We start from the raw sequence: 16,222 nt of genomic DNA, 5'->3' as shown, positions 1-16,222 counted from the left end.
TGGATTACTCGCTTTTCAAAGATTTCACGGGGTTTGCCAAAGCACCTTTTATGGCTTGAAAACTTACGGTGCCTAGTGTCAATACCAAACAGCCCAAGGTGGCCACTGCTGCCATCCACCATTTGATTTGAATTTGATAAGCGAAATCCGTGAGCCATTGATTTAGTAAATACCAGGTTATTGGCGTAGCTATTAATAAGCCAACAAAAACAAGTTTGACGAAGTCGGCCGATAATAGGGTAACTATTTGAGAAATACTGGAGCCTAAAACTTTTCTAATACCGATTTCTTTTGTGCGACTTTTAGCCACATATGCACTCATGGCAAACAGCCCCATAAATGCTAAAAGGACTATGATGCCAGAAAAGAAATTTAGGAGTTTAAATCTTGATAAATCGGTAGCCAAGAATCTGTCAAACTTAGCATCTAAAACATTAAACTCTACTGGGCTTTCGGGAGCAAAAAGGTCATTTACCTCTTCAATCGCAGTTCGTGTTTTTTGCCAATCTGTAGCGTTGATTTTTAGCGTGTAATAGTCTATGCTGTGAATGGGGTTATTCCAATTGCTTATAATTAAAGGTTTTACAGTAGTCCTGAAATCTTCCATTTGAAAATCTTTTACCACTCCCGCTATACTGACTTTGAAGGTTTGGTCAAGTTCGTTTAAGCTTCCACCATAATTTACGGCAGGGATGTCAATGTTTTGACCTACCGGTTCTGAAAGTCCAAGTGCTTTAGCTGCGGCTTCATTGATTAGTACTTTTGAGCTATCAGCGGGAAGCCCTCTAAAGTTTTCACCTTTAAGAAGTTTTATTTGGAATGTCTTTAAAAAGTCTTCGTCGGCCCCTATGAAAAGAGCATCTTTGGCGGCTTCTCTGTTTTGACCAGCATTAGAAGCCTTTACTATAGGAATATTTTTCCACTCACCGGGCACTCGTGAACTTACACTTAAAGATTCTACTTCAGGAATTCTTAAAAACTCAGTTTTAAGGGCCTGAAATCGCTGTCTGTAGACCCGGCTGTTGACATCTATCATGGCTAGGCCTTCTTTTTGAAAGCCTATTTCACGGTTTTTTAGAAAATCTAGCTGTTTATTAAAAACGATAGAAGCCATCAAAAAAGAAATAACTGCCACAAACTGAAAGACCAGCATGACACGCCTAAAAGGTAGCTTGGAAGCGGAGAGTTGATTTCGATAAGAATCATTTTTTACAATGAGATAGAAAGGATAAGCCACCGCCAAAAAGCTAATAAAAAGACCAGTAATTAGCATGAAAACTAGACCCTTTAGGGGAATCTCTGTAAGGTTTAAGGTAGTATTGAAAAGGTTCTGAACGGAGCTTTTGCTAAGTAGTAAAATCAGAAAAGCAAGTAATATGGAAATGGAGGTGAGCAACATGGACTCAGCTAGGAATTGACGTAATAATTGAAGCTTCCCTGAGCCCATCATTTGTCTGAGGTTAATTTCTTTGGCTCTGTCCATAAAAGCAATATTTAATAAGCCGGCATAATTAAAACAAGCCACTATGAGGATTATTAGGCCTATCCAAAAGAAGAGTTTTACATAAAGACCATTGCCTTTAGCGTTGTTTATTTCGCCTTCCACTTCGTTTTGATATAAGTGAATGTCTTGCACAGCTTGTAGTTTAAAGCTGCTGTTAAATGTTTTGGCGGCTGGGTAATTATCTATGGTTAAGTTTTCAATTTTAGTATTCAATGCACTTAAATCTGTCTGGGGATTTAACTTGAAATAAGAGATGAAATTTCTGTTCTCAAAATCACCAGAAATAGCTTGTTCCCATTCGTCAAAAATGCCCTTTGCAACAGTCTCGGTGAAGAATATTTGGTTTATCAAATGCGAGTTTTCAGGGAAATCTTTATAAACGGCCACAATTGGGTGCTCTCCATAACCTGTTTTCAAAACCTTTCCGAGAGCGGGTTCTTTTCCAAAATACTTTTCCTTGATGCTTTGTGTGAGTACTATGCCATTGGACTCATTTGTAAGCGTTCCTTCTATAAATGGAAAGTTAAAAACGGCAGGAAAATTATGACAAAGAATGACAATTGGCTCATGAGAAACGGTTTCAGGGTCATTTCCTACATCTGTTCTGCCTATTGGTAATATTTGCGTTTGAGTTTCAATCTCATCAAAATCCCTTGCCGCTTTTCTAGCAATGGCAGGTGCTAACTGAGCAGATTCTCTGATATTTCCGTTTTCTTCTGTTGCTATTTCTAGTAAGCGATACACATTTTCATGATCTGTATCAAAAGAGCTTTCACGAAGCACATAGGCGTTCAATAAAAAGAAGCAGTAAAAGCCAAAAGTAAGGCCAATGACATTTATCAGAGCAAACTGTTTATGGTTCTTGAGGTATCTGTAGGCTGTTTTTAGGTTGTTTTGGAACATGGGTTTTTGTGTTAGATGTCTGGTTTTTTTGTCAATTTGCTCTAACTGATAATGTCTGCGAATATAGTGTTTGTTCGATTTTACAGTTTAGCCAAAGCAGTGGCTAGAAGCCCTGCTTTGGCTTTTGACTTATAATTGATCGTTCTTTTTGGATTCTACTCGTATTCTTTGAGTAGCTTAATCATCTTTTTGTTTCCAGAATTTCGTGCATGAAACATAGCATATTCATCACCCGGAACATTTTGATATGGATCGGCACCTGCTTCCAGTAGTAATTCTGCTATTTCGTATCGGTTATTTCTTACGGCATAAATCAGTGCAGTGCCGTCTCCTCGGCTTTCTTTGTCTACCTCAGCACCATATTCTAAGAGCAAATGAGCAAGTTCTAGATTTCCGCTTCTGGAAACAGCCATTAGTGGGCTTTCGTCTCTAGAGAAATGGTATTCTGTATCTCCTCCAGCTTCTAGAATCATTTTACCTATTTCATAATTGCCATTTCTAGCAGCGGCTACTAGGGGAGAGCGTGGCTCACCATCGCCTGTATACGTACAGTCGGGGTTTTGGCTTTTTAAGAAGTCTTTAACCTTAGCAGGGTTTTCATTTTTGACAGCTCTTAACAGATTTCTGCATCCTTCTGTAGAGAATAGAAAGTCCCGGATAGACTCAGAAGAGCTTTCGTTTTCAAAGGTGTCATCTTTGGATCCAAATACTTCATCTCCTCCAGACCATTCGCCATCCGTTTCGTTACCAAATACAGCTTCATCGCTTCCCCATTCTTCGTTCTTATTTGAATCGGGATTAGCCGTTTTTTGAATGTCATCGATTGAACTTTGAGACGGTTTTAAGCTCTCCGTGATATCACTCAGGGGCTTAATGCTTGTTTGAGCAAAAACGGATAATGGTTTGTTTATTAGTAATAGTGTGCCAAAAAGTAGTGGCAGCATAAAAGCATATTTCCAATAGCTCTGATTGTTCGATTTTTTTGTATTCATTTTCATAATTCTTTGTTTTAGTAATGACTGATTATAGTTGGTAGTAATGCTAAGTGGGCCGGTGTAAGTAGCAACCTTGAGGAGGTTCATCTGATAGGAATCTCGTTTTACAGCTTTTCTTTCCAATAGTAAATCATCTGTTTGATATTCTATGTTTTTCTCTACTTCCTTTCGCCAAAGCCAAACTAGTGGGTTAAACCAAAGGATAATTACAGCGAGTTCAGCAAAAAGCAAGTCAAAAGAATGACGCTTGCTAACATGTATTTTTTCATGTTTTAGAATCTGCTCATACGTTTCAAAATCATAACTTTCAGGGTTGATAAAAATATAATTAAGGAACGAATAAGGCTCTTGAACTTTAGCTGAATTGACTATGACGGCATGTTCATCCTTTATTTTATCATGGCTTTTCCAAACCTTCAAGAGAATGCTGATAAGCTGAGAAACAAAGTTTAGAAAGAAAATAGCTACCCCGAAATAATAAACCAGCACTAGCCAGTCTACCAGCGTTCTTTCGTTTGAGGCTGACTGAGCACTGCTTTCTATTTTAGAGAAATCCTCAACCTTTTGCGAAACTTCTACTCCTGAAATTGATGTAGAAATCGCTGGTTTTGAGTCAACTTTCTCTATGAATTCCGACACCAAACCTTGTTTATTTACCATTTTTGGCAAAACGATGTATGGTAGTGTGAAGGCTAAAGCCAAACTAGCAAGTAGGTAAACTCTATTAGTGGAAAAGAAGCTTTCTTTCTCCAGAAAAAGTGTATAAAACACCAGCAAAATAGCTAGGATAAAGGAGGCTTTTAAAAGTAATACTAGCATAGCTTAGGCGTCTTTGTTTTTATTGATAACTGAAACCAATTCTGCAATTTCTTCTTCCGAAAGGTTTTCGCCTTTGGCAAAATGTGCTACCATGCTAGAGAAAGAACCACCAAAGAATTTCTTCTTGATATTCATTTCTCCTAGGTGCTCTCTTCTGTAATCCTCAAAAGCAACGGCCGCAGAATATTGATGCGTGTTGCCTATTTTTTCAGAATTTAAAAAGCCTTTTTTAACAAGAATTTTAACAATGGTGGCCACAGAATTATAATGCGGCTTGGGCTCCGGAAGCTCCTCTATTATATCTCTGATAAAAACGTTTCCTTGTTGCCAAACTATCTCCATTATTTGGTCTTCTCTCTTAGCTAATTGTACCATAATTTGAATTATTGATGCACAATGTTACTAACTGATTAGTAGAACTCCTAATTAATTAGTATTTATCTACTAATTGGTTAGTAGCTTAAGGGTGGGTAGGTTTTTGGCTAAGATTTAATTTATGACTTTCAGGGTTTTACCTTTTATACTGAAAGAGACCTTTTACTTGGATGCAGGAAGGTTTGACTATGTTATGGAATAAATTTTGTCAACCAGATTACTGAACTGATTGACAAAATTAGCTAAATAAATCTGACGTCTATCTTGGAGTTTTTAAAACGGTTACTTTGTTCAGAAAATCACTCTTTTTTGATTTTGGGATAGATATTGATAGTTCAGGGTGTTCTTCCATGGAAACAGAAATGGCGTCAAATTTTTTTAGGAAATTCATATTAAGAATGTGAAATCTAGAAAGTCGATAGAAATTGGGTTGCTGTAAAAAACCTTCTATATAGCTCAAATTCATAGTGGCCTGAAAGGGCTTTTTAATGCCCTTCATATAAAAATTTATATAACTTCCACTGGCTTGGATACAAATGATCTCTGATTTTTTTATTCGAATATACTCATGTCTATCTGGCAAATAAATAGAATCTGAGTCCAGAGGGGCAATATCTTTTTGACTCATCTTTGCATTCAAATATGCCAATTCAATCTGGTAGTTAAGCTCTATTTCTTTAAATGGTTTTATAATATATGCGGCGGGCTTTACTTCTTTGGCCTGTCTAAAGGTGAATTGCTCACTGTGTGCTGTTAAAAATATTACAGGAACACCATTTATTGCTCTAAATTCTCTTGCTAGATCAATTCCATTTTTATCTGATTTTTTCAAATGAATATCACAGAGGACAAGGTCAAATAGCTCTTTATTAAACAAGCCAAGAGCCTCACTTGAGTTTTTTGCTAAGAAGGCTGCATGACCAGAAAAGTGCAGGATTTCTTGAAGATCTGTCGCTGTAATTAGTTCGTCTTCAACTATTAGGATTTTTAAAGAGTTCATATTGGGAATTTCATTTCAAAGTGTGTTCCACTATTATAGGAATATGTGTATCTGCCATCTAATTGCTCTGTTTGCATAGAAATAAGTTTTGTTCCAAATCCTTCTATCCTGTTTTCAGCGACCCCTCCTCCATTGTCCCATAGACTAACATGAATCATATCTTCTATTTTTTTTAGTTGAAACCCGAGCATGGGCTTTTTTGTGGAGACCCATGCGTATTTGCAAGCATTGGTCACCAGTTCGTTGACTATCAAACTCAAGTACAAGTTTTGTTCACTGTTAAGTGCGACAAACTCAATAGTAATAGTTTTTTCAACTTGACCCAATAAATTAAAACTAATGAAAATAGAATCTATCAATTCATGAAAAAAATCTGTTAACACTACGCCATTCTCAAATTCATTTTGATGAAGTTTTTGATGAATCAGTGCCATGGTTTCAATCCGTAGTTGGCTTTCATCCAATTGCTTTTTTGCTGTTACATCTATAATTCGCCTTCCTTGTAGTTTGAGTAAGCTTGATAAGATTTGTAAATTGTTTTTAACCCTATGGTTTTGTTCTTTTAGAAGAGATTTATTCTGATCGGCTAATCTCTTATTTTTCTGGTAAAGTTGATAGAAAATAAAGCTGATGATACAAACTGCAACAATGCTTAACATTGACAGAATAAGCCAAGTACGTTGTTCTTTTATGTCCGAAGCTTGTTTTTCTATTTGATTCGTTTTCTTTTCATCTTCATAAGCCAATGTTAGTTCCGCAATAGAACCATTTCTATCATCTTCTAACCTTGAAAGTTCTAGCCGTTTTAACTCTGTCAAATGGTAATGAGATAATTTCCATTGGGATAGTTTTCTATAGAGTTCCTCTGCTACGGTGTGGTAAGAAAGTGCAATTTCGCCAACGTCAAAGTTATTTTTATTCAAGACGGCCGCCGCCTCTTTTAGTTTTTGTTCTGAAAGAGCTAATTGATTATTTCTCATATAGCAGAAAGCTAATTCCATTTTTAGAGGCAGATACTTGCCAGGGTCTTTGTCATCAACGATATAATCAAAAGGTAATAGTACCTTAAGAGCATCTCTATATTGTTCCACTTTTATTAATTCCTGAACCTTAAATAGTGCTAGGGATAGAATTGGCTGGTCTTTATGTTTGATAAACTCATTGGGAATAATGTCTGGAAGAGTTGATTTGTTTTTTTCGTAGTAGTCGGGAAATCGAAGCTTGAGTACAAAATAGGAGTTGGGCATTCCTTCAATTCCTTTTTTGGAATTAGCCTCCTTATAAATCTTTTCAGCAGCCATAAAGTGATGCCAGGCCAACTCTGGATTATTCAAAAAGATATACGTATTGCCAATAAAGGTGAGGCACCTTCCATGATAATAAGATGGTGGATATTTTTCATGAATTCTTAGTGCCTTAAAAAAGTAGTTTAAACAGGTTTTATAATCTCTTTTTGCATTGTAATATTTACCATAGAGGTAGTAAGCCTCTGCTAGTAATAAGTTGTCTCCGGTGGCAACAGCCTCATTATAGACCGAATCATAATAAAGTTTTTTCTCCTCCATAAAAGTTATCTCTTGAGCCCAGCAAGGATTTATAGCTTGGGAGCAAAAGAAAACAATTAGTAAAGTGGAAATATGTCTTTTCAGAAATTTCAAAGCTTCTATTTATCTCACCAAAGATAGAAACTAGATTTTCGATTTTAATGGCTTTTTGTTTCCTAAAGCATTTTGGTGGTTTGGGAAAGCGAAAACTTTGTTTGACAGAAATAGTGAGTAAGACTATTTTAAAAAATCTAAATATGTATTCTCAGAATAGGACAAACAATTTTCTCTAGCCCAGTAATGAAGAAAATAAGTATAAATATTTGCCATTTTTTCATATTTTTTCTTTTTAGTTTTGAAATGCTTGCACAGTGGTCGGGTGAATTGCCAACTGTAATTTGTAATGCTTCTGGTTGGCAGGAAAATGCTACTATCATTAGTGATGGTGAGGGAGGCTACATTATGGCATGGATGGATCAGCGAGGTAGTTTAAACGATCCTGAATTTGCTGATATTTATGTTCAGAGACTTAGCCCTGAAGGAATTCCTCAGTGGGGAACAAATGGATTATTAATCTGTGGAGCTGCTCATGAACAGGACTTTCCACAATTGACACTCTGTAAGAATTCTTTAAATGAAAGTAGGATAGTAGTTGTCTGGAAAGATAATAGGGATGAATTTAATAATTATACTAAAACAAAAATTTATGCTCAATCATTAGACTTAAATGGTAATATATTATGGCAGCCAAATGGAGTAGAGGTGGCAGATTGTAATGGCTTTACGTCATTTGTTCCCAAAGCACTAAGTACAAACTCTAGTTATAATTTATTAATAGCTTACAGGAGAAGAGATAGTAATTTTCAAAATGAATCCCTAAGAGTTCAGTCTATTTCCATAGATACTGGGTCTAAGTTATTTGATCCAAACGGAGTTATAGTAACCCAAGGGTTTAATCAGGGAGCTCAGGCTGAGATGAGTTACTCTGAATCCAGTCCACTAGATATAAATATTGCATGGGTTAACTATGTTAGCCCTTTTGGATATAATATTTATGCCCAAAAAATTAATTCTAATGATGGTTCATTATTATGGAATGTCAGTAAGCCTATATGTACTACTTCAAAAGATCAAACTGGCATACAGCTTCAAGGAAACTACATAGTTTGGCAAGATTGGCGAAATGATACTGGCTATCCGGATAATGTAGATATTTATGCTCAGCGATTTGATGAAAATGGAAATCCACTTTGGGGAATTGATGGGATTAACCTTAATATGGAAGAAGGTACACAGCGGTATCCGAGAATAGCGGTTGATAACACAAATAATCTCTGGACTACTTGGTCAGATTTTACAATGAATAGTTCTGACACCGCTTACTTATCCGTTCAAAAAATTACTCCTATGGGCCTACTTCCTTTTGGGTTAAAAGGTAAAAGACTAAACTCTGGTGATACTAATAGTGCGGAAGGTACGCTAGTTGAACAAGATGACGGAACTGTATTGCTACTTTATCAAGTCTTTGGTTTTCATAGTTATAGGTACCGAGTTCATAAACTTAATGCCAACGGAGAAAAGATGTGGGGGCCATTGGGGCAGCCTGTTGGCGGTGTAAATCTACAAAGCATTGAAAATGTTCGTGAGATTGAGGGAATCCCATTACCAAATGGGCAAGGGGCCGTTTTTGCGGTAGCAGAGTATTCAGATATTTGGGCAATGCGGGCGAAAATATGTGAAACGCCACCGTCGGTATTAACAGTTACTTCGCCCATAAAGAGGTGTACGCCCTTGGTGGGAAATGCTTCTTATAACCTTACTATGGAATCCACAGGTTGCAGCACGGGGCAAACCAGATATTACGAACGCCCCGATGGTTACGATTATATAGCAGCTACTTCACAAACGAGCACTAACCCCAACCGAACTACTTTTTTTGGTGTTAAATCTAGCCAATATATCTACGCAGAGTGTATTGTTGATGGGTGTGCTAATGTATCCCCGCTTACACCTTTGTCTATAATTATTGCTACCGAGAGCGTGTCAGAAAATCAACTGTCTGACTACCCTCTGCAATTCACAGACCCTACTTATGAGATACTTTCAAAGACCCAAATTTCGGCTATAAATAAAATTGAACCCGTATCAATTGTAAACTTTGAGGCAACTAATTCTATTGAACTGCAGCCGGGCTTCATGGCAAATACTGGGTCTGTTTTTAATGGGGAGGTGAAGGCATGTGTGAATCTAAATTAACCCAAACCGAAGAGTTGAATTTAAATTTTATTGATGATGAGAAGATTTTTATCCTTAGTTATAGGGCTATGTTGGCTCTTAAATAGTCAGGCACAAGTAATTGAGTTTCTACCAATTGAAAGTCAAAGAGATGCTGGTGCAACGTTAAACAAATCAAAGGTAGTAGAGCCATTTGGTGTTAAGTTGAAAGACAAGATTCTTTACGTAGTTGAGGATAGGAATTATCGCTATTTATTATCAACTGACGGAACAGAGGACGGAGCAATACAGCTAACCGACTTTCAAGACCAAATAAAACTTGCCGAAATAGAATTTGAAGATAAGTACCAGACTATTGACATAGAAACTAACGGTGAGATTGCCTTTTTTTATAAACAATCTTCGTCTTCTGGAAAATACACTTATAATTTGTGGAGAACCGATGGTACAAAGGAAGGGACTTTTGCCCTGCCAATTCAACAAGAATTAGGATCAAGGACAAATGTTTATCTAGGTACAATGTATGGCGGGAAATTATTTGAAAGTGTACGAACAGGTGAAACTGAAACGCAAACGTTTATTATAAATGGAGAAAAAGATAATACACAATTACTTGACAAGAACGTTTCAATATTTACACAAATATTTCAGGATCACAGTAAGGATAACAAATTATTGTACTATCGGTTTGAATTCATAGACAATGAATTTAAAATAAACCCTGTACTTTACCTTTATGATATTGAAAAAGAATCAAAAACTACAATTCCTTTTGAGTTTGGTTCCTTTAATAATATTTTGAGCTATTTTGATGACTCTGTGGCTCTAATACATGTAATGGATTCTACCAAAATTGAATTATGGAAAATAGATTTAAATTCTCTTACATCTACTAAAATTTTCACTTCTGATGCAGTTGACGTAAACTCTGAAAACGGCAGAGATGAGTTTAGAAGGGCGTACAAACTTAAACAAGACTTGTATATTGAAGCCACAAATTATAAGGATGATTTTCTTACAAAAACAAGTCAAACTTTAGTTTTGCAAAATGGCTCTACCACTCTTGAAAAAGCTTATAATTTTACCTTCGTTCCAATGGTTTTTAAAGATAAGTTTTTCTTTTTTAAGCGGGATAGTGAGAATGACAGATTGACTAATCTCTTTATGAGTGATGGATTAGAAACAGATGCTATCAAGATCTCGAGTTATTTAAACTATGCAAGTTGGTGGGATGAGAATTTGGGCAATAGGCGAGTACCGCAACCTACCCCTCGAATTATTGATGATAAAATGTTTTTCTTTGTTAGGCAAGGTGGTTCATCTCAAGAAAGAAGAAATTACTACTCAGTTCATTACATTGATGGTAGCGACTTGAAGCCAAAAGTTTTTTTAGATAGCTTGAGTGGGTACTCTGACTTCTTTAAAATTTCTGACAAATACTATTTTACAGATTACGAATATTTTTATGAAATTAATTCTGATTTTACAGAAGTCAAAAAAGTAATAAACTTGCCAGACAACTATGATAGAAGATTTCAAAGAGAAGGCATAAATTATAATCTCGAACATGTAAACATTAGTGATGTTGAAGCTGTAAATGATAGACTTCTAGTGGTTAATAACAGAAACTTTGAAGCTGGAGCATTTAGCAATAGAGGAAAAGGAGTTCTTCTGAATAGTGGCGAAAAAAGACCGTATGGGCTATTCGTTGGAGATAATAGCCAAAATCTGTATTATTTTGACCCCAACAAGGAAACTGAGATATGTGATAATGTTATTGGGTCACTCAGCTCTCAGTCACCTGAGGTTTGCACAGGGCTTCCTATTTATTCCCTTTGGAGTCAATACCCAGAAGTAAATTTAGAATGGTATCGCAATGATACGCTTATTAACACAGGCTCTATAGACTCCTTAATTGTTGATAAGAGCGGTACGTTTTACAGTAAAGTATATTACAAAGAGTGCGAGTCTAAATCCAATGAGGTTACTTTTGAAGTCGATGCACCCAATATCAAACTCTCTTTGAAAGAATTTACGGCTAATAATGGAGATAAATATTATGATTTAATTAGTGCATCATCAGGAGGATATTTGTCTGATATAGGCGATTATAAAAGCCACTCTTTATTCAGAGATGAGGCAAATATTGAACTTTTTCAGGGAGTTTTTGGGCCAACGCCGCAAGGGAGGGAAATATCTCGAGTTATAAATAATCAGTTTGGTCTTTACAGATATGAAATAACGGATAATTTGGGGTGTGTTGGCTCAGACACAATCACAGTTGGTTCAAGTGGCAATAATGGAGGCCTTACCGCCACAGTGTCCTCTCCAGCCACCATCACCTACACCCCTCAAACCATCACTTTAACAGCATCTACAGGCACAGGCTACACCTACCAATGGCAAAAAGACGGCATGAACATTCTAGGTGCTACTTCTTCCACTTATGAAGCGAATGAGACGGGTAATTATTCTGTAATAATAACCTCAGGTGGTGAAACCGCCACATCAAACACCATAACCGTAACCATTCTAACCCCCGTCGGGATTGAGCCAGTTTTAGTGTCGGATAAGTTGGAAATGAATGTTTTCCCAAACCCTACTTCGGAAAGGCTTACGGCTGAAATAAAACTAAAAGAGCGGAAAGGTCTGGAATTGGTTCTAAGAACAGTGGACGGTCGCATTCTAGAAAGCTGGAAATCTGATGATGAAAACACATTTCATAATCATAGTTTTTATATCAATAAATCATTTTCGAGTCAAATATTGTACTTAGAAGCCAACACTGGAAATGAACAATTAACTAAAAAAGTAATGTTAAAATAGGCATGAAAAAGATATTCATATACTTCGTTTTTGCGGTACTACTTTCTTGTAAAAAAGATAATGTGGATGATGGTGGAGGGAACAATCAAACAACTCTATCTGATAAAATAGCCAAGACATGGGTGGCAAATTCAGTGAAAGAAGATGGAGCCAGTGTATACTCAAAAGGAGACAATAGCAATCTTAAACCTGGTTATTCAGCCTTTAAATTGGACTTGCAGAAAAATGGAACTCTTTCTTTAGAAGAAATAGAAGGCACCAAAATAAGTGGCAAATGGAGATTAGCCTCAAATGATTCCAAACTGGTGTTAGAAAACCTTCAACCCGTTCCTTCAGAATCTGGAGGCACACTGGAGTTTACTATCTCGTTGGCAAATGAAACCAATCTCAACATTTCCGCTACTAAATCCAATTTTAAAACTGGTGGTACTATGAATACTTATATTCTCATTCCAGGGTAAAAGGCAAAGCCTGTTATTTCCTCCTTTTCCTCAAGTCTAATGTTGTAGAAAGGTTTGAGGTGGTTTCCTCCATTGGAATGATAACTGTTCTTGTTTCTTTGTTTTCTTCAAAGAATCTTCCTACTGCCGTATACTCTTGAACTGTTTTTACGCTGCCTTGTGTATGTCCTTCGCTGTAGAATCTTGTATGTCTCCTTGATTCGGCTTCCATGCTATTCACAGGTAAAGTATCATAATTACGACCTCCCGGATGAGCCACATGGTATGTGAAACCTCCAATAGATTTATTATTCCAAGTGTCAACAATATCAAAAAGTAGCGGGGTGTCTACACCTATGGTTGGGTGAAGGGCTGATGGCGGAGCCCATGCTTTATAACGTACACCAGCCACAAATTGACCTTTCTGACCAGTAGCTCTCAGTGGTATTTTGGTTTCATTACATGCCAATATGTATCGGTCCGAATGCCAGCCGTTAACTTTCACTTGGACACGCTCTACAGACGAATCTACATACCTTGCGGTACCTTGAGAAGTAACTTCTTCGCCCAAAACATTCCATGGCTCAATAGCCCACCTAAGTTCTAGAGAGATGTCACCAAACTGTGCTCTACCTAAAACAGGGAATCTAAACTCAATGAAGGCATCAAACCAAGAAGGTTCTATTTTATAGCCAGACTCTTGAATCTCTGATAAGATATGATTGAGGTCTTGCCTTACGTAATGCTCCAGCATAAACTGGTCATGTAGTTCTGTACCCCACCTTACTAATTTTTTCTCGTAAGGACTTTTCCAGAAGCGTGCTATTAGTGTTCTGATAAGTAAGTTTTGAGCAAGGCTCATATGAGCATGAGGCGGCATATCAAAACCGCGAAACTCTAAAATCCCCTGTCTGCCTGCCGTTCCATAAGGAGAGTAGAGTTTGTCTATACAAAGCTCTGCCCTATGGGTATTACCCGTAACATCGATAAGCAAATTCCTAAAAAGTCTATCCGAAATCCACAATGGAGGATTCTCTTCTTTTGGTACTTGACTAAAAGCTATTTCTAGTTCATAAAGTACATCATCTCTGCCTTCATCTACCCTTGGAGCTTGAGAGGTTGGCCCTATAAAAGGTCCACTAAAAAGATAGGAAAGAGATGGGTGGTGCTGCCAGTAGGTAATGATGCTTTGTAGCAATTTTGGTTTTCTAAGCAACGGGCTGTCCATTGGTGTAACTCCGCCAATGGTTATATGGTTTCCTCCGCCCGTTCCAGTATGCCTACCATCAATCATAAACTTCTCTGTGCCAAGTCTCGATAGTTTTGCCTGCTCATAAAGTTTAAGTGTGGTGTTCACTAACTCTTTCCAAGAGGCAGATGGATGTGTGTTTACCTCTATCACACCAGGGTCTGGCGTAACCATCAGCTTGTGAAGTTTTCCTTCGCTTGATGGTTCGTAACCCTCTAAAATGACAGGCGTGTTCATCTCATTTGCTACCAAATGGATGGCCGCTACCATTTCTAAATAATGCTCTAAGAGATCTTGCGGAGGTAAGAATATTTGAATTCTCCCATCTTTTACCTCCAAACACATAGCTGTTTTAAAACAGATATCTTCTCTTGTAGCTAAGGCTTTACTTTTTCCAGCTTTTAATTTGGCTTCATAATCTTGAAGGTTTGGAAGCGGTGCAAAGGGGTCTCTTGGGTAAGTCTCTTCTTCCATGTTTTTCTCAGGAAGGGAGTTTAAAGGCAATCGGTATCCTATAGCAGAATTACCTGGCACTAAGAAAAGATTTTTCTTTCTGAAAGGCCATTTGCAGCTTTCCCAGTGTTTATCTTTTCGGTTAAACCTTATAGGTAAAACATATCCAGAAGGCTCATTTAAGCCTTTGTTTAAGTTTTCTGTAAGCGTTCTTCTTTCTACACTATCTTTTAAATTAAGCTTTAATGGGTCTTTGTCTAAAGGTAATTTATCTTCTTCCCAAGCAAAATAGAAGGCATCTTCATAAGCTGGGAGGATGGCCTTTTGGTCAATGTTTAATAGTTCTGCGAGTTTTTCAAAAAACAGTTTTCCGTCTTCCTTAGTATTAGTACCTTTTTTTGCTGGTGAAGCTATTAATGCAGAGTTTTCCCAAATAGGGAAGCCATCTTTTCTCCAAAAACAGCCATATTGCCACCTTGGCAAAGATTCGCCCGGGTAAAGTTTTCCTTGACCAAAATGAAGCATCCCCTTAGGAGCAAAACTATCTCTAATTCTTAGTGTAAGTTCTTGAGCTAATTTTCTTTTGTGAGAGCCGTCAGCAGAAATATTCCATTCGGCACCTTCCATGTCATCAATAGAGACAAATGTTGGTTCACCACCCATGGTGAGTCTAACATCCATGGCTTCTAAATCCTCATCGACATTGTCGCCAAGGGCTAAAATATCTTGCCATTGCTGCTCAGAATAAGGCTTGGTCACTCTAGGCTCCTCGTGTATTCTTATGACTTCATTTTTGAAAGTAAAGGTTGTTTCGCAGGCATCTAGTAAGCCTGTGATTGGAGCAGCACTTCCAGGAGACGGTGTACATGATAGAGGAATATGACCTTCTCCTGCAAAAAGACCTGAAGTGGCGTCTAAGCCTACCCAGCCAGCACCAGGAATAAAAACTTCTGCCCAAGCGTGCAAATCTGTAAAGTCTGCTTCAGGACCGGAAGGGCCGTCTAATGATTTTTCGTCAGCAGTAAGCTGAACCAAGTAACCAGAAACAAACCTTGCGGCAAGTCCTAAATGGCGGAAAATCTGAACCAAAACCCATGCACTATCACGACAAGAGCCTAAAGCTTTGCCTAAGGTGTCTTCACAGGTTTGAACACCTGCTTCTAGTCTGATGGTATAATTTACTTGATTATATAGAGCTTGATTTATCGCTACTAGAAAGTCGACTATCTGCATGGGTTCTTTTGGAGCCTTGGTGTCAAGAAAGTCTTTAAGCAGTGGCCCATCTTCTATAATTTCAAAGTAAGGACTAAGCTCTTTTTGAAGTTGGTCTTCATATTTGAATGGAAACTTTTCTGCATATTCATCCACAAAAAAGTCAAATGGATTGATGACAATTAAATCAGCAATCACTTCTACATCCACATATAAGTTCTTGATTTTTTCAGGAAATACTACTCGAGCCTGGAAATTTCCAAAAGGATCTTGTTGCCAATTGATGAAATGATTTTCTGGCGAAATCTTTAAAGAGTAGGAGTGAATTGGCGTTCTGGAATGAACGGCAGGCTTTAACCTTATGACCTGAGGAGACACATTGATAAACTTATCATAATCATAATGCATCTGATGACGAATGGCTACTCTTATGGACATATATTGTACTTTATTGATTTATGAATATGAGTATTTGTTTCTTATAATTACTGTAATTAGCTTAAAATATACTTTCAAAGCAATTTAGTGCTTAAACTGTGATGAAGGTCATATTTGTCAAAAGCTTATTTGTGGTAAATTTCCAAGAATTTATTTCGTATCAAAAATGGTTCTTTTTGAGTTAAACTTCGTTTATTCAGGTGATACATTTTTTTTAACTGTATTACTT

The 16,222-nt window shown here is 37.2% G+C and carries 9 protein-coding genes; 3 read left to right on the top strand and 6 right to left on the bottom strand.

What is annotated here, in order from left to right:
• Positions 1-4: 4 nt before the first annotated feature.
• The 5 genes from AADJ06_RS17515 to AADJ06_RS17495 all read right to left on the bottom strand — a co-directional run bounded on the left by AADJ06_RS17515 (position 5) and on the right by AADJ06_RS17495 (position 7,161).
• On the bottom strand, positions 5-2,407 hold the full coding sequence (locus AADJ06_RS17515; protein WP_341227784.1) for an ABC transporter permease: 2,403 nt from the start codon (positions 2,405-2,407) through the stop codon (positions 5-7).
• A 155-nt stretch (positions 2,408-2,562) separates the two neighbouring features.
• Positions 2,563-4,221: an ankyrin repeat domain-containing protein gene (locus AADJ06_RS17510; protein ID WP_341227783.1), complete on the bottom strand. Its 1,659-nt coding sequence runs from the start codon at positions 4,219-4,221 to the stop codon at positions 2,563-2,565.
• 3 nt (positions 4,222-4,224) lie between these two features.
• Positions 4,225-4,596: a BlaI/MecI/CopY family transcriptional regulator gene (locus tag AADJ06_RS17505; RefSeq protein WP_341227782.1), complete on the bottom strand. Its 372-nt coding sequence runs from the start codon at positions 4,594-4,596 to the stop codon at positions 4,225-4,227.
• A 259-nt stretch (positions 4,597-4,855) separates the two neighbouring features.
• On the bottom strand, positions 4,856-5,596 hold the full coding sequence (locus tag AADJ06_RS17500; RefSeq protein WP_341227781.1) for a response regulator transcription factor: 741 nt from the start codon (positions 5,594-5,596) through the stop codon (positions 4,856-4,858).
• Positions 5,593-7,161 carry a sensor histidine kinase gene (locus AADJ06_RS17495; RefSeq protein ID WP_341227780.1) on the bottom strand — a complete coding sequence of 523 codons (1,569 nt, stop codon included), beginning with the start codon at positions 7,159-7,161 and terminating at the stop codon, positions 5,593-5,595. The genes AADJ06_RS17500 and AADJ06_RS17495 overlap by 4 nt, the downstream gene beginning before the upstream one ends.
• A gap of 339 nt (positions 7,162-7,500) precedes the next feature.
• Here AADJ06_RS17495 and AADJ06_RS17490 point away from each other — a divergent pair, with 339 nt between their 5' ends.
• Genes AADJ06_RS17490 through AADJ06_RS17480 form a run of 3 tightly spaced genes read left to right on the top strand, consistent with a single transcriptional unit; the run spans position 7,501 to position 12,662 of the window.
• On the top strand, positions 7,501-9,396 hold the full coding sequence (locus AADJ06_RS17490) for a 3-coathanger stack domain-containing protein (protein ID WP_341227779.1): 1,896 nt from the start codon (positions 7,501-7,503) through the stop codon (positions 9,394-9,396).
• 33 nt (positions 9,397-9,429) lie between these two features.
• Complete coding sequence (locus AADJ06_RS17485) at positions 9,430-12,201, top strand: hypothetical protein (protein WP_341227778.1); 2,772 nt, start codon at positions 9,430-9,432, stop codon at positions 12,199-12,201.
• A gap of 2 nt (positions 12,202-12,203) precedes the next feature.
• Positions 12,204-12,662 carry a hypothetical protein gene (locus AADJ06_RS17480; protein ID WP_341227777.1) on the top strand — a complete coding sequence of 153 codons (459 nt, stop codon included), beginning with the start codon at positions 12,204-12,206 and terminating at the stop codon, positions 12,660-12,662.
• Between the two features lie 13 nt (positions 12,663-12,675).
• Here AADJ06_RS17480 and AADJ06_RS17475 read toward each other — a convergent pair whose 3' ends face one another.
• On the bottom strand, positions 12,676-15,993 hold the full coding sequence (locus AADJ06_RS17475; protein WP_341227776.1) for a transglutaminase family protein: 3,318 nt from the start codon (positions 15,991-15,993) through the stop codon (positions 12,676-12,678).
• Positions 15,994-16,222 lie beyond the last annotated feature (229 nt).

Source organism: uncultured Arcticibacterium sp., assembly GCF_964021845.1.
Lineage (GTDB): Bacteria > Bacteroidota > Bacteroidia > Cytophagales > Spirosomataceae > Arcticibacterium.
The sequence above is the reverse complement of the archived record's forward strand: the minus strand, read 5'-3'. Positions and strand labels throughout refer to the sequence as shown.